Consider the following 19089-nt stretch of genomic DNA (forward strand, 5'->3'; position numbering starts at 1 on the left):
CCCGGCAGCCGCGACCGCATCAGCGCGCGCCGAGTCTCAGGGCCATCTTCGCCCCTTGCGCGGCCGGACGCTTCAACCCCGTCAAGCCGGCGCCAGCGGCCTGCTGGCCGTTAAGCTTGAACACGCTGACCACTTGCGCCAGGCTGTGCGCCTGATGCTGCATGGATTCGGCGGCCGCTGCGGATTCCTCCACCAGGGCCGCATTCTGCTGCGTGACGGCATCCATCTGGCCGATGGCGCGGTTGATTTCATCGATGCCCACGCTTTGCTCGCTGCTGGCGGCCGTGATTTCCGTGATGATGTCGCTCACGCGCTGCACGCTGTCGACGATGTCATTCATGGTCGAACCGGCTTGCGCCACCAGCATGCTGCCCGCGTTGACTTGTTCCACGGACGCGCCGATCAGGGTCTTGATCTCTTTTGCCGCCGACGCCGAGCGCTGCGCCAGGTTGCGCACTTCCGACGCCACGACGGCAAAGCCACGGCCCTGCTCGCCGGCGCGCGCCGCTTCCACGGCCGCGTTCAGGGCCAAAATATTCGTCTGGAAGGCGATGCCGTCGATGACGGAAATGATGTCGACGATCTTGTTCGACGAGGCATTGATCGATTGCATCGTGCCCACCACCTGCGCCACCACGTCGCCGCCCTTGACGGCCACCTGCGCCGCCGACGCCGCCAACTGGTTGGCCTGGCGCGCATTGTCCGCATTCTGTTTCACGGTGCTGGTCAGTTCTTCCATGGACGAGGCCGTTTCTTCCAGCGAACCGGCCTGCTCTTCCGTCCTGCTCGACAAGTCCTGGTTGCCGGCGGCAATCTGCGTCGACGAAGTGGCGATGCTGTCCGTGCCGCTGCGCACTTCGCTGACGATGTTGAGCAGGCTCGTGTTCATGTCCTTCAGTGCCAGCAACAGTTGTCCCGTCTCATCCTTGGCGCTGGCGTCGATCTGCGCCGTCAGGTCGCCGTCGGCCACCTTGCGGGCGATCTCCACGGCCGTGCGCAGGGGGCGCACGATGCCCGCCGTCAAGATCCACGCGCAGACGACACCGAAAGCCAGCGCCAGCGCGGCCAGCGCCAGCAGCAGGTTGCGGCTCGTCTTGGCCACCTCGTCGATCTCGCGCGCCGTCGCATCGATGGTGGCGCGCTGGTGCTCCAGCAAGTCCGAGACCATTTTCTGGTACTTGGCGGCGGCCGGCACGAAGGTTTTTTCAAACACTACATTGGCCGCCTCGACCTGCGATTCGCCCTTCAATTTGTAGACCTGGTCGCGCGAGCCGATGTACACCTTGCGCTGTTCCAGCAAGCCCGCGAACATGGCTTTTTCGGCGGGCAGATCGATCAGTGCCTCGATCTTTTTCTGCAGTTCGGCCGAACTGGCCGATGACACTTTCGACTCTTCGGCAAAATAGCCGCTCAGCGAGGTGTCGCTGCTGCGGGCGATGGCAATGGTGCGGCGCACGGCGCTGTCGATACGACCGTACCAGTCGGAAATATAGCGCTCCTTGGCCAGGGGCTGCTCCATCATGGTGCGCGTGGCCGTGGCCACGTCGTGCAAGCGCCAGGCGCTGATGCCCGTGATGAGCATGGAAAACAACAAGATCACGGCAAAACCGAGTCCCAGACGGACTCCGATGCTGACGTTACGTAATACATTCATGTGACTATCCTAAAAAGCCCTGCTGCCAGATGCGGAAAAGCTTGCGGCAACCCATGGGGTGCGATGGCTGGCGGCAGTATCGAAGCGGGCGTAAAAAATGAAACGAAAGTGAAACTGGCGCACGGTCCGCGTGAACCGTGCGCCAGGAAATGCGCTAGCGTGCGCCTTGCAGAAAATGCAAGCAATGCTTGGGGTCAATTGTTTCTAAAAAAAACCTCTCGGCACTAGGGTGTCAGGGAATTTGCAGGGCACGGCAACGCGGTTCTGACTTTTCCTGGCGGCCTAGGCGGCCAGTTTCTCGATCAGGCCCATCTCGGCGCTGGACATCAGGAGATCGATATCGACCAGGATCAGCATGCGCTCGTCGATGGTGCCCAGGCCGATCACGTATTCCGTATTGATCGAGCGGCCCATGTCCGGCGCCGGCTTGATCTGTTCCGGCAGCAAGGTGGTGACGTCGGAGACGCGGTCGACCACCATGCCGACCACGCGGTTGCCGATATTGAGGATGATGACGACGGTGAACTGGTCATAGCTGGGCGTACCCAGGTTGAACTTGATGCGCATGTCGACGATCGGCACGATAATGCCGCGCAAGTTGACGACGCCCTTGACGAACTCGGGGGCGTTGGCGATGCGCGTTGGCGTTTCATAGCTGCGGATTTCGCTGACTTTCTGGATGTCGATGCCATATTCTTCCTGGCCCAGGGTGAAAGCCAGGTATTCGGCAGCCTTGGCGACAGCCGCGCCCGATTCGCTGGAGATGGTGCTCATGATAATCCTTTAGTTAATTCACCTGGGAAGCGCGCGTTTCGCACGCAGGCCATCGGCGTGACAAGAGACATACAGGGGATGGCCCACGCATGTCTCTTTGCAAATATTTCATTGCTGAATTTATGTTTCTAATTTCCGTGCGGCAATGTTACCGCATGTAAATTTTACATGCACTAAAAAACAGCATGGCCCACCCCACTCGCTGCCGATGGCGTGGCTTTATCGCCAAAGCAAGCCTGGGTAGTCAGGCGCCTATTCCGCCGCTTTTTCGCCGTCCTTGCCTGTCGAGGGCATATTGAACGTTACCGTATACACGAAGTCCATGGTACAAGGCACGCCCTTGCACATGCCCGGCTTGTAGCGCTGCTTGATGGCCGCGGCGGCGGCAAAATGTGCCATTTTTTCGTCAGGAGACTCGAAGATGGACACTTCCTTGCCCTCGCCCTTGCTATTGACCTGCACTGCCAGCACCAGCTTGCCCCGCACCCCCAGGACGCGCTGCGCCGCGTAGACCTCGCGCATGAAAGGCTCCGGCCCCTTGACGGGATACGGTGGCTCGTCCGTCTCCGGCATGCCATCGTATTGGTCGCGCACGGCGCGCTTCTGCTCCTCGCTCAGCTGTTCATAGCCGTAGTTCAAGGGAATATTCGCCGTCACGCCCTTGCGCTTGATGATGGTTCCCGTTTGCGCCACATCATCCGTCAAGGCATAGCGAGGGGCCTCCTGGGCCCAGGCAAGCGCCGGGCCGCAGGTCAACAGAAAACCCAGTGTCAGCAAATTACGGTGCATTTATTTCTTTCTCAGGTTTAAGTTATTGTTTTTAAGGATATTTAAATAGGCAAGCAAATGCCACGGCGTGCATTCTGCTCAGGGAAGGAAGGAAAAGCAAGTTCCGCCAGACCAAGATGGCGGCCGCGTTTTATGCCACACTGGCGGCCCTGGCTTTTTACGGAACCGAACACGCACCATGCAATCCTTGCTTACTCAATGGCAACCACGCCTGCTGGCACTGGCCACGGCTGGCCTGGGCGACGACAGCGCCCACGACATCAATCACTTGCAGCGCGTCTGGCGCAACGCCGCCGTGCTGCTGCGGGAACACCCGGAAGCCGATGCCCTCACCGTCATGGCCGCCTGCTATCTGCACGACCTGGTCAATTTGCCAAAAAACCACCCCGAGCGACACCTGGCCTCGCGCCAGGCGGCTGCGCTGGCTTGCCGTCAGCTGGCGGAACTGGATTTCCCGGCCGAGAAACTGGCAGGCGTGGCCCACGCCATCGAGACGCACAGTTTTTCCGCCGACCTGCCGCCGCATACCATCGAGGCGCGCATCGTGCAGGATGCGGACCGCATCGACGCGCTGGGCGCCGTCGGCCTGGCACGCCTGTTTTATACGGCGGCGCGCATGGAGAGCGCGCTGGCGCATGGCACGGACCCGCTGGCCGCCCGCCGCCCGCTCGATGACAAGGCATACGCGCTCGACCATATCGTCACCAAGCTGGACAAGCTGCCGGGCAAGATGCAGACGCCAGGGGGCCGCGCCCTGGCCGCGCAGCGGCTGGCCGTGCTGACGGATTTCCGCGCCGCTTTCGCCGAAGAGTGGGGCGTTGGCGCCTAGCATTGGTGGCGATAGCCAGCACGGCCCATGCTGTCTATAATACAAGGCTCAGCCATCGCGCCGCGGCGTCAGCAGCAATTTGCAACGCGCAGGCGCAACGCCAACAACTGAACCCCGCCGGCCTCTGGGCGGCGCGGGGTGTGCGCCGAAAGAATGCATGTCCGAAAGCAAAACTCCACCCTCTCCCGCCGCGCCCGCCAGCGCCGGCAACCTCAATTTCATCCTCGTCTGCGTCTTCATCGACATGCTGGGCATCGGCCTGGTGGTGCCCGTGCTGCCCATCCTGATCGGCGACTATGTCAGCGGCAAGGAGGCGCAGGCATTCTGGTACGGCATCATGGCGGCCGTCTTCGGCTTGCTGCAGTTCATCTTCATGCCCATGCTGGGTGCCATCAGCGACCGCGTGGGGCGCCGCCCCGTGCTGCTGTATTCGATGGCCGGCATGGGCGTCAACTTCCTGGCCACGGCGCTGGCGCCGAACCTGGCCTGCCTGTTCATCGGCAGGGTCATCGGCGGCATTTCCTCGGCCAGCATGTCGGTGGCATCCGCCTATGCCTCCGATATTTCCACGCCGGACAACCGCGCCAAGAGCTTCGGCAAGATCGGCGCCGCCTTCGGCCTGGGTTTCATCTGCGGCCCCATGCTGGGCGGCCTGCTGGGCGACGTCAACCTGCACCTGCCCTTCTTCGTGGCGGCGGCATTGTCGGCGGCCAATTTCGTCTACGGCTATTTTTTCGTCCCCGAATCGCTGGCGGCGGGAACGGGAGCGCGCGCGCCGTTCACCCTGGCGCGCATCAATCCCTTCGCCGCCCTGCTGAAACTGGTGCGCCGCGTGGACATCCGCGGGCTGGTACTGGCCTTTGGCCTGATGACGTTTGCGCAAATGATGCTCAATACCACCTGGGTGCTGTACACGCACTTCCGCTTCGACTGGACGCCGCGCCAGAACGGCATCGCCCTGTTCTGCGTGGGCCTGTGCGCGGCCGTGGTGCAGGCAGGGCTGCTGGGCATCCTGATCAAGCGCTTTGGCGAAGTGCGCCTGTCCCTGCTGGGCATGGCCTCGGGCGCCCTCACCTACCTGCTGTACGGCATGGCGACGCAAGGCTGGATGATGTACGCGCTAATCCTGTGCAACCTGCTGGCGTTTGCCGCCGGGCCGGCCCTGCAAGGCATCATTTCCAAAGCCTCGGCGGCCAGCGAACAGGGTGAACTCATGGGGTCCCTGCAATCGATCAGCAGCCTGGGCATCATCATCATGCCTTTGCTGGGCAGCATGATCCTTGGCGAGGTCAGCCACTTGCCGCCACAGGACTGGCGCATCGGCAGCACCTTCTACCTGTGCGCCATCATGCAAACCCTGGGCATCGTGGTGGCCTGGCGTTACTTCAAGGCGCAGCGCGACAGCAGACTTGCGGTTTCCACCACAAAGTAGTCGGCAAGATAATATTGCATTTGGGAAATAAATAGGCGAGAATGGAGAAATCAGCCGCGCGTTACCGACGCCCGGCATTCGATGGTGAGCAAGGATGGGTATGACTGACTTTTATTCCAGCGCCTGGCGCCGAAGCGTGGCCATGCTGGCGCTGGCGCTGCCGTCTCTGGCGGGCGCGCAATGCTCGCGCGACATTCACGTGCCCGTCTCGGCGATCGGCGCCAGCGTGGTGGTCAATGGCGCCAATGTCAGCGGCATCTATCCCGACCTGCTGCGCAGCATGGGCGCCAAGGTCGGCTGCAATTTCATTTTCTCGCCCGTGCCGCGCGCACGCCTGGAAGCCATGTTCGAGGCGGGCAAGGCCGACATGCTGATTCCCGCCAGCAGCACCTTGCGGCGCGACCAGCACGGCCTGTTCATCCCCCTGATGGGCAACCGTCCCTTGCTGATCTCGCTGCAAGGCACGCGCGCCCCCATCAATACCATGCAGGAATTGATCGAGCGGCGCGAATTGCGCGTGGCGCTGGTGCGCGGCTATGACTATGGCGCCTCCTACCAGGCGCTGGCCAAGGAACTCAGTACCCAAGGCCGGCTGTTCTACGAGGTCGATGCGCTTTCCGTGGCGCGCCTGATGCAAAGCGGCTTCATCGACGCCACCATCATGGGTCCCACCATCCTGGCCGGCGTGGCGCAAAACGACGCGCGCGTGTACGGCCTGGCCGACCGCCTGCGCATGGAAGCGCTGCCGGAATTGCCTTGGGGCATGAGTGGCGTTTACCTGTCGCGCAAGTCGCTGACCTCCGATGACCAGGCCATCCTGCGCGAATTGCTGGAGAAGGCAGGACGCTCGGGCATCCTGATGGACGGCTTCCAGCGCCATCACCGCCAGGAGCTGCTGACGCTCAGCATACGTCCACGCTAAGGCCCGCATGTCCGGCACCGTCGTCGCAGTCGTCCTGTTTGCCGCCCTGCTGCATGCCAGCTGGAATGCCATCGTCAAGTCGGGCAAGGATACGTTCCTCAGCACCGCGCTGGTCTCCGTGGGCGCGGCGCTGATCTCGCTGGCCGTCCTGCCCTTCATCCCATCGCCCGCTCCTGCCAGCTGGCCCTATCTGCTGGCCTCGGCCGTGGCGCAGCTGGCCTATTATTCCCTGCTGGCGGCCGCCTACAAGGCGGGCGACATGAGCCACGCCTACCCTTTGATGCGCGGCAGCGCGCCGCTCCTCGTGGCGCTGGCCAGCTGGCCGCTGATCGGCGAACGCCTGTCCGCCATGCAGACGGGCGCCGTCGGCTGCATCTGCGCGGGCATCCTCGGCCTGTATGTTGCTGCCCGCCGGCCCGCCGCGGCCGGCGCACCCAGCAACACGGGACGCGCCACCGCCTTCGCCCTGGGCAACGCCTGCGTCATCGCCAGCTATACCCTGATCGATGGCATCGGCGTGCGCCTGTCCGCCGCGCCCGCCGCCTACACGATGTGGATCTTTGTCCTGAACGGCGCGGGACTGTTGCTGTGGACGCTGCTGCGCCGCCGCGCCGGCTTGCTGGCGTACGCGAAAACGCAATGGCATCTGGCCGCCTTTGGCGGTTTCGGCACGCTGGCCTCGTATGGCCTGGCCCTGTGGGCCATGACGCAGGCGCCTGTGGCCGCCATCGCGGCCCTGCGCGAAACGTCGATTTTGTTCGCCATCGCCATCGCAGCCCTGTTCCTGCGCGAAAAAATCAGCCCCCGCCGCTACCTGGCTATCGCCCTGATAGCGGCAGGCGCCGTGCTGATGCGGGTCGGCTAGGCACCCGCCCCCGTACAGCGCCATACTTAATGGCAATAAAGCCACACCTTCTAGTGATTTACGGAAATATATTTATGTTTTGATAATTTCATTTTACCATCTGGTTTTCGACAGCCAACCAGGAGGTAACATGCGAGTATCCCATTCTGGAAAACGCCACGCCAGCGCGCTGGGGATCCTGTTCCTGCTTGGCGCCAGCGCGGCGCCGCCGGGCAGCGCGGCGATAGACTGGCCATGGGACAGCAGCGGCTGGCCGAAGATCACCGCCGCCAAGGGCACGCTGGAAGAACAGCTGGAAACGGTATTCGGCCAGCTGTCCACCGATTGCGCGATCTGGCCGAAAGGCAAGCTCAGGGAGAATATCTCGCAAATTCCCGCGCCGATCAAAAAAGAGGCTGCCGTGCTGAAATTGAGCGAACGAGTGCAGGTCGTGCCGGACGACTCTGCCAACCGCCTGATGAGCTTTTTGTTCGCCGGCGACAACCTCAATGATGTAGCGGGCCGCAGACTCGACGGCAATAACTACGTCGTCGATGAAAAAGCCGATTTCGCCACCCTGTCCGCGCCGCGCGCCGGCTCGGACACCGTGGGCTACAGGCATACGTGCAGCTCCTACCTGTCCGCCGCCCTGGAAGCAGGTTCTTCAATACCGATGGCCAGCATCGCTGCCGCATTGAAGACGGAATCGACGGAAACGGCGCATCTGCTGCTGTTGAAGGGAACGTTTGAAAACCCGCTCTACCTGAGCGCCAGCGCACAGGACTTGCCAACCTTGCTGCGCTACTGGAAAGCGTATAGCCTGGGCAATGGCTATGCGGACAATTTGCGCATCATCAAGGCATTTCCTGGCGTGATCGCACTGCGCGTCAAATCCAGCGACCGCAAATCGAGCTTCAATGTCGATGCGAAAAGCACCGTCAATTTGCCAATGCTCAATACTTCACTGGCCACAGCGGGGGTGATGAGCAGTAGCAGCTCGCTGGAGGGGAAACAGTACCTGACATATATCTATGCCTCCACGCCGACGGCCGCGCTATTCGCGCCGGCCCCGCCCCCCAGCCAGATCAGGGACGCGTTCAGCCGCGCCGCGCTGGCTACCGGCACGCCCGGCGGCGCCTACCTGTTTGCCGACCGGCGCTTCGAGTTCTGGGCCGATGTCGATAGCATTCCCGCCGACATGTGCAGCGATACTTACTGGGGCATGGGCTATCCGCAGGAAGGCACGCGCCTGGCGAACAGCAAATTGCGCGTGAGCGCGCTGGCGGACAAGGGCTGCCGCTTCACCTTCAGCGGCGACGCGCCCGACAACCTCACGGCGCCAGGGAACGTCCAGCTCGACTATCTGATACTCAGCCGCAAAAACCAGAAGGAAAAGAATGCCGACGTCCAGTTGAGACTGAAGGCCAGCCTGCCCGCGCAGCTCTCCAGCCATCCCGTATATCGTCCGCCGGCAACGCCCGTCGAAGGCGCCAAGTACGCTTCCGGCGCCGTCAGTTGGGAGTACCAGCTCGATTTCCTCGAGACGGAACGGGCCATCGATGGCAGTCGCCTGCAGCAGGTGAGCAGCAGCGGCCAGCCCGTGCTGGCATGCAAGGAAAGGAACCTTGCGCTGGTGGAAAGCGTCAGCGTGGGCGCGGGCGGACGCCTCCGCCTCGCGCTCAAGCCCGCCGCCATCGCCGCGCTGCCCAGCGGCGAAGTCTGCACGTTGAAGGGACTGGCATTGCGCTTACCCGCCGTCAACACCACGCCCCTGGTGACGCGCCCCATCGAAGCCGAGCTGCTGATTCCCTAGGCGAAGGCGCGCCGGGTGTGCCTGCTAGCGGGCGTCGAGCGGCGTGATCGGCAACTCGACCGCGCTGCCCGCCCCCGCCGCGTGGTACACGCGCTGCGTCGCCTTGCGATAATCGCCGGGCTGGGCCAGGAAGATGTTCGGCACGAAGGTTTGCGGGTTGCGGTCATACAGGGGGAACCAGCTGGACTGGATTTGCACGGCGATGCGGTGGCCGGGCAGGAAGACGTGGTTGGCGTTCGGCAAGGCGAAGCGGTAGCGCTCGATCTTACCGGCAGGAATTGCCGTCGGATGCTCCAGGCTGTCGCGGTAGCGGCCGCGGAAGATATCCATCGCCACGCCCAATTGATACCCGCCCAGGGCCGGCTGCGACGGCACTTCGTCCGGGTACACGTCGATCAGTTTCACGACCCAGTCGGCATCCGTGCCGCTGGTGGCGGCGTACAGGTTCACCATCGGCGCGCCGGCGATGCGCACGGCCTCCTTCAGCGGCTCGGAAACATAGCTGAGCACGTCCGTGCGGTCCGCATAGCCGCGCTGGTCGCTGACCAGCCATGGCTTCCACACGTCGCCATCGTTCAGGCGCACGGGACGGGGCACGAAGGGCACGGGCTTGGCCGGATCGGCCACGTATTCATCGTAGGCGCCTTCAGCCGCATCCGCAGCGCCCGATGGCGCCGCAAAGCCCAGCCTGTAGCCATCCTGCAGGTAGATCGGCGTCAGCGTCGTCTCGCACGTTTCGCAGGCCAGCGGCCACTGCTGCAAGCGCTGCCATTGATTCGTGCCGCTCTGGTACGAGGTGACGGGCGCCGTGTTCGCTTCCGGCGCGCCATCCTTCAGGTACTGGTTCAAAAATGGCTGCATGACCTTTTCACGGAACTGGCGCGCCGTGTCGCCGTCAAACTTCAGGGCGCCCAGGCTGGAACCGTCATAGTTGACGCCGCTGTGGCGCCACGGGCCGATGGCCAGGTAATTGAGGTTGTTGCGCTTGTCGCGCCCCTCCATCGCCCAGTAGCTGGCGTAGGGACCATAGATGTCTTCCTGGTCCCACTGCCCCACCACGTGCATGGTGGGCACGATCAGCGGACGTTTCGCCAGGATTTTATCCAGCGCCTGTTCCTGCCAGTAACTGTCGTAGGCCGGATGCGCGAACAGCTTTTTCGTGTAGGTCAGCTTGTCGATGCCAAATTTCTTCGCGTAATCACCAGCCGAGCCGATGCGCAGATACGCGTCGTAATCGTCGTAAACGCCCAGGGCCGGGGATTCGCCGCCGCCGCGCACGCTGGTCTGGCCCGCGATGTAGGACAGGCTGGGCATGCGGAAGGCGCCATTATGAAACCAGTCGTCGCCGCGCCAGCCATCGACCATGGCGCTCATGGGAATGGCCACCTTCAGGGCCGGATGCGGGTCCACCAGCGCCATCAGCACCGTATGGCCTTCGTACGACGATCCCAGCATGCCCACCTTGCCATTGCTTTCCGGTACGTTCTTCACCAGCCAATCGATGGTGTCCCACGCATCCGTGACGTTGTCCACCTTGGTATTGTTGAGCGGGCCGCGCACGGGCCGCGTCATCACGTAATCGCCTTCCGAACCGTACTTGCCGCGCACGTCCTGGAACACGCGGATGTAGCCGTTTTCCACTAGGGTGTCGTCGCCCTGCGGCAAGGTGGCCAGCATGCTGGGGCTGGCCGCGCGCTGGGCCCGCCGGGCCGCGTTGTACGGCGTGCGCGTGAGCATGATGGGGGCGCGCTGCGCGCCCTTCGGCACGACGATCACCGTGTACAGCTTGACGCCATCGCGCATGGGGATCATCACCACGCGCTTGACATAGTCGTTCAGGTCGGGCATCACCAGTTTGGCGCCGATATCGGGCGTCATCGGCGCGGTCTGCGCCAGCACGGGGGCAGTGAACAGGGTACTGACCAGCAGGGCCAGGCCGCTCAGGCGGACGGGGGATACGACAGGCATACGCTTCTCCAAAAAATTCATGCTGGCAATAGTACCCGCAAAGCAAGTTTGACAGAAATCCAGCGTCTGCCCGCGCGGCAGATAAATCGGGGCGCAACTTGACAGAACGCGTGCGAACTGCAACCATAACGCCATGAAATTTATCCCGTCACAACACGCCTGCTTGAATTGGTGGTCCCGCTCACTTTCGCGCGGCCACTGCATAGTGATGTGAATTTGATCCACGCCGCCTCGATCGGTGGCGTAACAGGCTCAGCCTGGATCATCCCCGATGCAGGCGGCTCAAAAGGAAACTTGATGAGCTTGCCTAATACCCCAGACACTCCCGACACCGACAACACCCCGGCCGCGCCCCTGTCCGCCGCCGCCATCGCCTCGCAGTCCGTGATCCTGACGGGCGACCGCCCCACCGGTCCCCTGCACCTGGGCCATTTCGTCGGCAGCCTGCGCGACCGCGTCAGCTACCAGAACAGCTACAAGCAGTTCATCATGCTGGCCGACGCGCAAGCGCTGACGGACAATATGGAAGACATCGACAAGGTGCACCGCAATGTGGTCGAAGTGGCGCTGGACTACCTGGCCGTCGGCATCGACCCGACGAAAACCACGGTCTTCATCCAGTCGCAGATCCCGGAACTGGCCGAGCTGACGTTTTACTACCTGAACATCGTCACCGTGGCGCGCCTTGAGCGCAACCCCACCGTCAAGGAAGAAATCCGCCTGCGCGGCTTCGAGCGCGACATTCCTGCCGGTTTCCTGACCTACCCGGCCAGCCAGGCGGCCGATATCACGGCCTTCAAGGCCGGCGTGGTGCCCGTGGGCGAAGACCAGATCCCGATGATCGAGCAGACGAATGAAATCGTGCGCCGCTTCAACCGCATGTACAACCGCGAAGTGCTGATGGAATGCAAGGCGCTGGTACCGGACATCGGCCGCCTGCCCGGCATCGATGGCAAGGCGAAGATGAGCAAGTCGCTGGGCAACACCATCAACCTGGGCGCGACCTCGGCCGAAATCACGGCCGCCGTGAAAAAAGTCTATACCGACCCGCTGCACCTGCGCGTGGAAGACCCGGGCCACCTGGAAGGCAACATTGCATTTACCTACCTCGATGCGTTCGACCCGGAAAAGGCGGCCCTGGCCGAAATGAAGGCCCATTACGTGCGCGGCGGCCTGGGCGACAGCATCGTCAAGAAGCGCCTGGACGTGGTCTTGCAGGAATTGCTGGCGCCGATCCGCGCCCGCCGCGAAGAATTCGCCAAGGACAAGGGCCAGGTCATCCAGATGCTGAAGGAAGGCACCTTCAAGGCCCGCGAAGTGGCGGCCCGCACGGCCGATGAAGTCAAGTCGGCGCTGGGCCTGAATTACTTCTAATTCCCGCCGCCAACAACAAACTGATGCGCCCTGCCGGAGTCGGGTAGAATCCCGTCTCCGCCAGGGCGTTATTCGTTTGTCACCATGGCTTCAGCAATCAGCAAGGAAAACAACGCGCAATGACCGATACCGCTATCGAACAGCTGCTGCAGCAGCATTTTTCCATCGATGCACTGCAGCAGGCACCCGCGCCCTTGCTTCAGGCTCTGCGCATGCTGGGCGGCTGGCTGGCCGCCGACCGCGACGCGCCATATCCGCATGTGCCCTACGCGCAATTGCTGACGCAGCTGTCCGACATCCGCCCGCCCGCGCACGGCATGCCCGTGACGGACTTCCTGCAAGAACTCGACACCACCGTGCTGGCCAATACGGCCCAGCTGAACCACCCCCAGTACATCGGCCACATGACCCAGGCCCTGCCCTGGATCAGCGTGCTGGCCGAAGCGTTTACGGCCGCCCTGAACCAGAACCAGGTCAAGATCGAGACGGCATATGTCTCGACCCTGATCGAAAAACAGATCCTCGGCTGGCTGCACCGCCAGGTCTACCAGCAGCCCGACGCCGTCTACGCGCAGGCCATGGCCGCCACCAGCGGCGCGCTGGGCAATGTCGTCAATGGCGGCACCATGGGCAATCTGACGGCCCTGGCCGTGGCACTGGAAAGCCAGTTGCCGGGCACGCGCAAGCGGGGCCTGTTCGCCGCCATGCAGGAATCCGGCCATGCGGGACTGGCCGTGATCGGCTCGGCGCGCAGCCATTATTCCGTGAAAAAGGCGCTGGCGACCCTGGGCCTCGGTGAAAACGCCCTGCACCTGGTGGCCGTCGACCGCGACAACCGCATCGATGTCGCCGCGCTGGAAGCCGCCATTGCGGACTTAAAATTGCGCAAGATCAAGGTGGTGGCCATGATCGGCATCGCCGGCACGACGGAGACGGGCGCCATCGACCCGCTGGCCGCCATGGCGGCCATTGCCGCGCGCGAAAATATCTGGTTCCACGTGGATGCTGCCTGGGGCGGCGCCCTCCTGATCGCCGAGCAATACCGTCACCTGTACGACGGCATCGCCCTGGCCGACTCCGTCGTCATCGACGGGCATAAACTGCTGTGGGTGCCGATGGCGCAAAGCATGGTGCTGTTCAAGGACAGCGCCAGCCTGAACCTGCTGAAACACAACGCCAACTATATCCTGCGCGACAATTCGGGCGACCTGGGGCAGACTTCGCTGGAAGGCTCGCGCCGCTTCGACGCCCTGAAACTGTGGACCTCGTTCAAGGTGCTGGGCGTGTCCGGCTACACGACCTTGCTGCAACAGGCCGCCACCCTGTCCGGGCAGTTGCAGGATTTATTGGCCGACCAGCAGGATTTCGAGCTGGTCACGCGCTCGGACACCTTCATTCTCACCTACCGCTATGTGCCCGTGCATGTACGCCAGCGCATGGACGGCTTGCTGGCCAGCGGGCAGCTGGACGCGGCGACAGAGCTGAACAGGCAGCTCAACACGCTTAACGCCAAGCTGCAGAACCGGCAAAAGGCGGAAGGCCACAGCTTTGTCTCGCGCACGGTGCTGGAATCGACGCGCTATCCGGGCCCGACGAATGTGCTGCGCGTGGTCATGACCAACGTCAAGACGCGTCCCCGCCACTTGCGCGCCATCCTGGCCGAACAGCGCGCCATTGGACAGGCGCTGGCGGCGGAGCTGGGCTTGCCCGGTTGATTATTATCAAAATTCAATAGTCTGCCTTGCGCGGCAGTGCTAGAATTTCCAACGGAGATGGCATTCCTCCCACGCAACTGCGCGTGAACCGCCCTCGGGCTGATGATGCCTGCACACTTTCCTGGATTGCCGGAAAGCTGCAGGCATGCGCCCGGCGCCGATGCAGCTTCCGCCACCTGTCCAGGTTCGGCCCGCACCAGACTGGACACCCACGATGACACACCGCGTTACCGCCCTTGCCGATTTATTGCTGCATCTGTTGAAATGGCTGCTGATCGCCTTTGCCGTGGCCGTCCTGGCCGGCACGGCCTCGGCCGGCTTCCTGTTTGCCCTCGACTGGGCCACCCGCACGCGCCTGGCGCACGCCTGGCTGATCTGGCTGCTGCCCGCGGCCGGCTTTGCCGTCGGCTGGCTGTACCTGCGCTACGGCAACGCGGTAGAAGGCGGCGCCAACCTGCTCATCGATGAAATCCACGATCCGAAAAAAATCATTCCATTGCGTATGGCACCGCTGGTGCTGGGCGGCACCATCGTCTCGCACCTGTTCGGCGCGTCCGTGGGGCGCGAAGGCACGGCCGTGCAGATGGGCGGCGCGCTGGCCGACCAGCTCACGCGCCTGTTCCGCCTGGACAGGGAAGACCGCCGCATCATCCTGATGGCCGGCATCAGCGCCGGCTTTGCCTCCGTCTTCGGCACGCCGCTGGCGGGCGCCCTCTTCGGCCTGGAAGTGCTGGCCATCGGCCGCCTGCGCTACGAAGCCATGCTGCCCTGCCTGGCTGCTGCCGTCATCGCCGACCAGGTGGGCTTGCTGTGGGGGGTGCAACATACGCATTACGCCGTGCCTTTGATCCCCGCCATCTCGGCCTGGACCTTGTCGGCCATGGTCATCGCCGGCGTGCTGTTCGGCGTGACGGGCAAGGTCTTCGCGCAAGCCACGCATGGCGTGAGCGGCTGGATGAAGCGCACGATTGCCTATGCTCCCCTGCGCCCGCTGGCCGGCGGCGTGATCGTCGCGCTTGCCGTATGGCTGCTGGGCACGGACAAGTATATCGGCCTGGGCATTCCCACCATCGTCGAAGCGCTCAAGGAACCGTTGCCTGCGTATGACTTCCTCGGCAAGATGGCGTTTACCATTGTTTCCCTCGGCACCGGCTTCAAGGGCGGCGAAGTGACGCCCCTGTTCTTCATCGGCGCGACCCTGGGCAATGCGCTGGGGCCGCTGCTGCACCAGCCCGCCACCTTGCTGGCCGCCATCGGCTTTGTCGCCGTGTTTGCGGGCGCGGCCAACACGCCGATCGCCTCGACCCTGATGGCCATGGAATTGTTTGGCGCCGAGATCGGCGTGTACGCGGCCGTCGCCTGCGTCGTGGCCTACCTATTTTCCGGCCACGCGGGCATTTACCGGGCGCAGCGCAGCGGCCATGCCAAGCGCACCGTCCACAAGGATGCAGACACATGACACAGAATATCTACGACAACGATGCCTTCTTTTCGGCCTACAGCCAGCTGCCGCGCTCGATTGGGGGCCTGGATGCGGCGCCCGAGTGGCCATCGCTGCGCGCCCTGCTGCCCGAACTGCAAGGCAAAAGCGTGCTCGACCTGGGCTGCGGCTATGGCTGGTTCTGCCGCTGGGCAGCGGAGGCGGGCGCCATGCAGGTGCTGGGCGTGGACGTATCGGAAAAGATGCTGGCGCAGGCGCGCGGCATGGGCGAACACCCGGCCGTCCGCTATGCCAGGATGGACCTCGAACGGCTTGCCGTGGCGCCAGCGGCCTACGACCTCGTCTACAGTTCGCTGGCCTTCCACTACATCGAACAGTTCGCTACCCTGCTGGCGGCCATCCGCCGCGCATTAACGCCCGGCGGCAAGCTGGTATTTTCCATCGAGCACCCGATCTTCATGGCGCCGCGCCAGCGCGGCTGGCTGACGGATGCGCAAGGACGCAAGAGCTGGCCCGTCGACAGCTACCAGCAGCAAGGCCCGCGCCTGTCCGACTGGCTGGCGCCCGGCGTGCTCAAGCAGCACCGCACCCTGGGCACGACCTTGAATGCATTGATACAAGCCGGTTTCCGGATCGACCACGTGGAAGAATGGGGTCCTACCGATGCACAGGTGGCGCAACAGCCGGCCCTGGCAGAAGAGCGCGAACGGCCCATGCTGCTGCTCATCGGCTGCCGCCTGGCGTAAAGGCGCCCTCAGCTGACCACATTGCGCGTAAAGCGCGCGGCAGACGCGCCGGCGTTGACATAGCAATACGCCTGCGCGCTGCTGAACACGAAAAACTCGCCCGAGGCCAGCCGTTTCGTTTCCGCCGCCAGCACGAGCTGCAGTTCGCCTTCCAGCACATACAGCATTTCACTGAAGCCGGCCGGGTCCGCTTGCGCATCGTAGCGCTCGCCCGGCGCCAGGGTCCACGACCATAACTCCACCTGCCGCCTGGCGGGCGCGGCGCCCAGCAGCACGGCCTGGCTTGCCTGTGTGGCGCTTTGCCACATCAGCACGCGCAAGCTGTCGTGCGGCTGCTGGGGTGGCTGGACCAGGTCGACAAAGGCCACGTTCAGCGCGGCCGCCACATGATCGAGGTTGGCCAGGCTGATGTTGGTACCGCCGGCCTCGACGCCATTGACCATGCGCCGGCTCAGGCCCGACAGGCGGGCCAGCTCTTCCTGGCTCAGGCCCGCAGCCAGGCGCAAACGCCGCAGATTTTTGGCCAAGTGCTCCAGCACGCCACCTGTTTCAGCTTGACTGCGCAATATATTGCTCCTATGATGTGGGAAATATTTTGCTCATAGCATAGCCTCCCATGAAAACACACGCAAGTCCCCCGCCCGCCCTCGGCCTGCCCGAACTGGCCCTGATCGCCATCACCTTCATCTGGGGCGGCACGTTCCTCATCGTGCAGCATGCCGTGACGGTCAGCGGCCCGCTGGCGTTTGTCGCTGCCCGCTTCGCCGTGGCAGCCGGCATCGGCGCCCTGATCTGCCGCGGCCAGCTGAGGCAACTGAGCAAGGCCGAGCTGTTCACAGGCATGGCCATCGGCGTGAGCATCTTTGGCGGCTACGCGCTGCAAACCTATGGCCTGATGCATATCACGAGCAGCAAGTCGGCCTTCATCACGGCCTTTTACGTGCCCATCGTGCCGCTGGTGCAATGGCTGGTCTTCAAGCAGCGGCCCCACCCTGCCGTGTGGGCGGCCGTGGCGCTGGCGTTCGCTGGCTTGCTGATGCTCACCGGCACGGACGGGCTGGATATGGGGTTAAGGGGGTTGGGCAAAGGCGAACTGATCACGGCCGTGGGCGCCATCGCCATCGCCCTGGAAATCATCCTGATCAGCCGCGTCTCGCCGCAGCTGAACATCTTGCGCGTGACCATCGTGCAGCTGGCCACGGCATCGCTGATCGCCCTGCTGCTGATGCCCGTCATGGGCGAAGCGCCGCCAGTCCTGAGCAAGACATTCATCTTCAGCGTGCTGGCCCTGGGCTGCGCCAGCGCCCTGATTCAATATGTGATGAACTGGGCGCAAAAGCGCATTTCCGCCACCAAGGCCACCCTGATCTATGCGGGCGAGCCCGTGTGGGCCGGCGTGATCGGGCGCATCGCCGGCGAACGCCTGCCGGCCCTGGCCATCGTGGGCGCCATCCTGATCATCGCCGCCGGCATCCTCAGCGAGTGGCGGCCGAAGAAGGCGCGCAGTGCAGCCGAGGCCGAGGCCGTGCAGCCATAGGGCCATGGCGCAACCCGACAGCCTGGCCCTCTTCAGCCCAGACCCATCTCTTCTGGCCAGCCGGGAAAGCCCAGCGCGTGGGCGGCCCGCACCAGGCTGGCTTGCTCTTGCGCACTGGCATGCCGCAATTCGGCGGCAATTGATTCCAGTGCGGCAATGTCGGCATCGGGATCACCTTCCTCCTGGCCTTCGATGCCGGTGGTGGCGAGTATCCGGGCGCGGGCGAGGCTATCGATATGCTGCGCCGGCAGTGATTCAGGAATGCTGTTCAATCGGCCGCGCGCCGCACCGCCGCATCCCCATGCAGGGCAAACGGCACGGCCCTGGCCCAGCGGTTCGAGGACAGCGAAAACGTCAGCGCCCGCACTTGATGATACCAGCCGGCGGGCACGTACAGCATGTCGCCCGGCTCGACGATGCATTCGATCATGCTGGCCTGGCGCGCCAGTGGAAAGCGCTCGAAATCGGGCGCTTCCGGGTCGAATGGCGAGCCGAACAGGATGGCGTTCGCTTCGCTGGGGTACAGGAAGGCGTCGTGGTGCGGCGGCGACAAGATGATGCGCTTGCGGCCCCATACTTGCGCGAAGATATTGTCGTCGTAATCGCAATGCAAAGGCGTCACCGTGCCGGCCGGCCCCACCCAGAAACGCGGCGGCCCCATCTTGTCAAAATACGTGGGCCAGTGGCACAGGCTGTTCAATTCGCGCAATTCCAGGTTGCCCAGGTACGGCGGCAAGGCGTGCGCCTGCGCTTCCACGATGTCCAGGTATTGCCCCATCGACATGTCCTGCATGGCGCGGTCCGCCGCGAAGGCCGTGTTGATGTAGTCTCCCACCCTGGCCCGCACGGGCACGTGGCTGTAGCGTTCGCGCAAGACCTGCGGCCCCAGCGCGGACAAGGGCCAGCGCCGCACCAGGCCGCGCATCAGGAATGGCAAGCCCAGCGCGGCCCGCGCGCGGAAGGCGGCCGCGTCCAGCATGCGCAGGCTTGGCACCTCGGTAATCGACGGCAAGGCGCGCGCGGCCAGGCGAATGGCATCGCGCATGGCATGGATGGACGTGACGCCGCGCACCTGCGCATCCTTGTGTTCGCGCGCCTGCTTGCGCGCGAGGGCCGCTTCGGGCGAACTGAACTCGGCGGGCGGCCGCGGTGCCAGCGGGCGCGGTGCCGCTGGCGCCAGGGCGGCATCGGCTGGCAAATTTTTTTCTACTGGCATAAACCTTCTTTGGACTCGGAGCGCAGCACGGCGTG

The 19089-nt window shown here is 63.8% G+C and carries 17 protein-coding genes and 1 riboswitch; of the genes, 10 read left to right on the plus strand and 7 right to left on the minus strand.

What is annotated here, in order from left to right; translation table 11 throughout:
- Nucleotides 1-19: 19 nt before the first annotated feature.
- From ACZ92H_RS13450 to ACZ92H_RS13460, 3 genes are all read right to left on the minus strand, one after another.
- Nucleotides 20-1654, minus strand: coding sequence for a methyl-accepting chemotaxis protein (locus ACZ92H_RS13450; protein ID WP_465049753.1), 1635 nt, complete (start codon nucleotides 1652-1654; stop codon nucleotides 20-22).
- Between the two features lie 282 nt (nucleotides 1655-1936).
- The gene (locus tag ACZ92H_RS13455; protein WP_131378701.1) at nucleotides 1937-2428 is read right to left on the minus strand and encodes a chemotaxis protein CheW; all 492 of its coding nucleotides are present in this window, start codon (nucleotides 2426-2428) and stop codon (nucleotides 1937-1939) included.
- A 252-nt stretch (nucleotides 2429-2680) separates the two neighbouring features.
- Nucleotides 2681-3217, minus strand: coding sequence for an energy transducer TonB (locus tag ACZ92H_RS13460; RefSeq protein ID WP_131378703.1), 537 nt, complete (start codon nucleotides 3215-3217; stop codon nucleotides 2681-2683).
- Nucleotides 3218-3395: 178 nt separating this feature from the next.
- Between ACZ92H_RS13460 and ACZ92H_RS13465 the strand changes: the two genes are divergently transcribed.
- The 5 genes from ACZ92H_RS13465 (at nucleotide 3396) to ACZ92H_RS13485 (ending at nucleotide 9057) form a co-directional block, all read left to right on the plus strand.
- Nucleotides 3396-4046: an HD domain-containing protein gene (locus ACZ92H_RS13465; RefSeq protein ID WP_465049754.1), complete on the plus strand. Its 651-nt coding sequence runs from the start codon at nucleotides 3396-3398 to the stop codon at nucleotides 4044-4046.
- 157 nt (nucleotides 4047-4203) lie between these two features.
- Complete coding sequence (locus ACZ92H_RS13470) at nucleotides 4204-5478, plus strand: MFS transporter (protein WP_465049755.1); 1275 nt, start codon at nucleotides 4204-4206, stop codon at nucleotides 5476-5478.
- Nucleotides 5479-5578: 100 nt separating this feature from the next.
- Nucleotides 5579-6400 carry a substrate-binding periplasmic protein gene (locus ACZ92H_RS13475; protein WP_465049756.1) on the plus strand — a complete coding sequence of 274 codons (822 nt, stop codon included), beginning with the start codon at nucleotides 5579-5581 and terminating at the stop codon, nucleotides 6398-6400.
- A gap of 7 nt (nucleotides 6401-6407) precedes the next feature.
- Nucleotides 6408-7265: an EamA family transporter gene (locus ACZ92H_RS13480; RefSeq protein ID WP_465049757.1), complete on the plus strand. Its 858-nt coding sequence runs from the start codon at nucleotides 6408-6410 to the stop codon at nucleotides 7263-7265.
- Between the two features lie 130 nt (nucleotides 7266-7395).
- Nucleotides 7396-9057 (plus strand): hypothetical protein, encoded by a 1662-nt coding sequence (locus tag ACZ92H_RS13485; RefSeq protein WP_465049758.1) that lies wholly within the window; start codon nucleotides 7396-7398, stop codon nucleotides 9055-9057.
- A gap of 24 nt (nucleotides 9058-9081) precedes the next feature.
- Here the strand turns inward: ACZ92H_RS13485 and ACZ92H_RS13490 are convergent, their stop codons facing one another.
- The gene (locus tag ACZ92H_RS13490) at nucleotides 9082-11025 is read right to left on the minus strand and encodes a CocE/NonD family hydrolase (RefSeq protein ID WP_465049759.1); all 1944 of its coding nucleotides are present in this window, start codon (nucleotides 11023-11025) and stop codon (nucleotides 9082-9084) included.
- Nucleotides 11026-11322: 297 nt separating this feature from the next.
- Between ACZ92H_RS13490 and trpS the strand changes: the two genes are divergently transcribed.
- The 4 genes from trpS (at nucleotide 11323) to ACZ92H_RS13510 (ending at nucleotide 16301) form a co-directional block, all read left to right on the plus strand.
- Nucleotides 11323-12399: a tryptophan--tRNA ligase gene (gene trpS / locus ACZ92H_RS13495; RefSeq protein WP_465049760.1), complete on the plus strand. Its 1077-nt coding sequence runs from the start codon at nucleotides 11323-11325 to the stop codon at nucleotides 12397-12399.
- Nucleotides 12400-12518: 119 nt separating this feature from the next.
- A complete protein-coding gene (locus ACZ92H_RS13500) occupies nucleotides 12519-14114 on the plus strand; it encodes a pyridoxal-dependent decarboxylase (RefSeq protein WP_465049761.1) in 1596 nt (531 codons plus the stop codon).
- A gap of 44 nt (nucleotides 14115-14158) precedes the next feature.
- A riboswitch (Fluoride riboswitch) is annotated at nucleotides 14159-14233 on the plus strand.
- Nucleotides 14234-14328: 95 nt separating this feature from the next.
- Nucleotides 14329-15573 carry a voltage-gated chloride channel family protein gene (locus ACZ92H_RS13505; RefSeq protein ID WP_465049762.1) on the plus strand — a complete coding sequence of 415 codons (1245 nt, stop codon included), beginning with the start codon at nucleotides 14329-14331 and terminating at the stop codon, nucleotides 15571-15573.
- The gene (locus tag ACZ92H_RS13510; RefSeq protein ID WP_465049763.1) at nucleotides 15570-16301 is read left to right on the plus strand and encodes a class I SAM-dependent methyltransferase; all 732 of its coding nucleotides are present in this window, start codon (nucleotides 15570-15572) and stop codon (nucleotides 16299-16301) included. The genes ACZ92H_RS13505 and ACZ92H_RS13510 overlap by 4 nt, the downstream gene beginning before the upstream one ends.
- Nucleotides 16302-16309: 8 nt before the next feature.
- Here ACZ92H_RS13510 and ACZ92H_RS13515 read toward each other — a convergent pair whose 3' ends face one another.
- Nucleotides 16310-16828: a helix-turn-helix domain-containing protein gene (locus tag ACZ92H_RS13515; RefSeq protein ID WP_465049764.1), complete on the minus strand. Its 519-nt coding sequence runs from the start codon at nucleotides 16826-16828 to the stop codon at nucleotides 16310-16312.
- Nucleotides 16829-16917: 89 nt separating this feature from the next.
- On the opposite strand from ACZ92H_RS13515, the gene ACZ92H_RS13520 reads away from it, so the two are divergent.
- Nucleotides 16918-17838 (plus strand): DMT family transporter, encoded by a 921-nt coding sequence (locus tag ACZ92H_RS13520; protein WP_465049765.1) that lies wholly within the window; start codon nucleotides 16918-16920, stop codon nucleotides 17836-17838.
- Nucleotides 17839-17870: 32 nt separating this feature from the next.
- Here the strand turns inward: ACZ92H_RS13520 and ACZ92H_RS13525 are convergent, their stop codons facing one another.
- Nucleotides 17871-18110: a hypothetical protein gene (locus ACZ92H_RS13525; RefSeq protein WP_465049766.1), complete on the minus strand. Its 240-nt coding sequence runs from the start codon at nucleotides 18108-18110 to the stop codon at nucleotides 17871-17873.
- The gene (locus tag ACZ92H_RS13530; RefSeq protein WP_465049767.1) at nucleotides 18107-19054 is read right to left on the minus strand and encodes a cupin-like domain-containing protein; all 948 of its coding nucleotides are present in this window, start codon (nucleotides 19052-19054) and stop codon (nucleotides 18107-18109) included. The genes ACZ92H_RS13525 and ACZ92H_RS13530 overlap by 4 nt, the downstream gene beginning before the upstream one ends.
- Nucleotides 19055-19089: the final 35 nt, after the last annotated feature.

Source organism: Janthinobacterium foliorum, assembly GCF_978021625.1.

Bases quoted from the DNA above. Each gene is read 5' to 3' on its own strand.
- ACZ92H_RS13490 (WP_465049759.1), bottom strand. From the start codon at position 11,025: ATGCCTGTCGTATCCCCCGTCCGCCTGAGCGGCCTGGCCCTGCTGGTC.
- ACZ92H_RS13510 (WP_465049763.1), top strand. From the start codon at position 15,570: ATGACACAGAATATCTACGACAACGATGCCTTCTTTTCGGCCTACAGC.
- ACZ92H_RS13485 (WP_465049758.1), top strand. From the start codon at position 7,396: ATGCGAGTATCCCATTCTGGAAAACGCCACGCCAGCGCGCTGGGGATC.
- ACZ92H_RS13500 (WP_465049761.1), top strand. From the start codon at position 12,519: ATGACCGATACCGCTATCGAACAGCTGCTGCAGCAGCATTTTTCCATC.
- ACZ92H_RS13530 (WP_465049767.1), bottom strand. From the start codon at position 19,054: ATGCCAGTAGAAAAAAATTTGCCAGCCGATGCCGCCCTGGCGCCAGCG.
- ACZ92H_RS13460 (WP_131378703.1), bottom strand. From the start codon at position 3,217: ATGCACCGTAATTTGCTGACACTGGGTTTTCTGTTGACCTGCGGCCCG.
- ACZ92H_RS13475 (WP_465049756.1), top strand. From the start codon at position 5,579: ATGACTGACTTTTATTCCAGCGCCTGGCGCCGAAGCGTGGCCATGCTG.
- ACZ92H_RS13470 (WP_465049755.1), top strand. From the start codon at position 4,204: ATGTCCGAAAGCAAAACTCCACCCTCTCCCGCCGCGCCCGCCAGCGCC.
- ACZ92H_RS13455 (WP_131378701.1), bottom strand. From the start codon at position 2,428: ATGAGCACCATCTCCAGCGAATCGGGCGCGGCTGTCGCCAAGGCTGCC.
- ACZ92H_RS13520 (WP_465049765.1), top strand. From the start codon at position 16,918: ATGAAAACACACGCAAGTCCCCCGCCCGCCCTCGGCCTGCCCGAACTG.
- ACZ92H_RS13505 (WP_465049762.1), top strand. From the start codon at position 14,329: ATGACACACCGCGTTACCGCCCTTGCCGATTTATTGCTGCATCTGTTG.
- ACZ92H_RS13480 (WP_465049757.1), top strand. From the start codon at position 6,408: ATGTCCGGCACCGTCGTCGCAGTCGTCCTGTTTGCCGCCCTGCTGCAT.
- trpS (WP_465049760.1), top strand. From the start codon at position 11,323: ATGAGCTTGCCTAATACCCCAGACACTCCCGACACCGACAACACCCCG.
- ACZ92H_RS13465 (WP_465049754.1), top strand. From the start codon at position 3,396: ATGCAATCCTTGCTTACTCAATGGCAACCACGCCTGCTGGCACTGGCC.
- ACZ92H_RS13450 (WP_465049753.1), bottom strand. From the start codon at position 1,654: ATGAATGTATTACGTAACGTCAGCATCGGAGTCCGTCTGGGACTCGGT.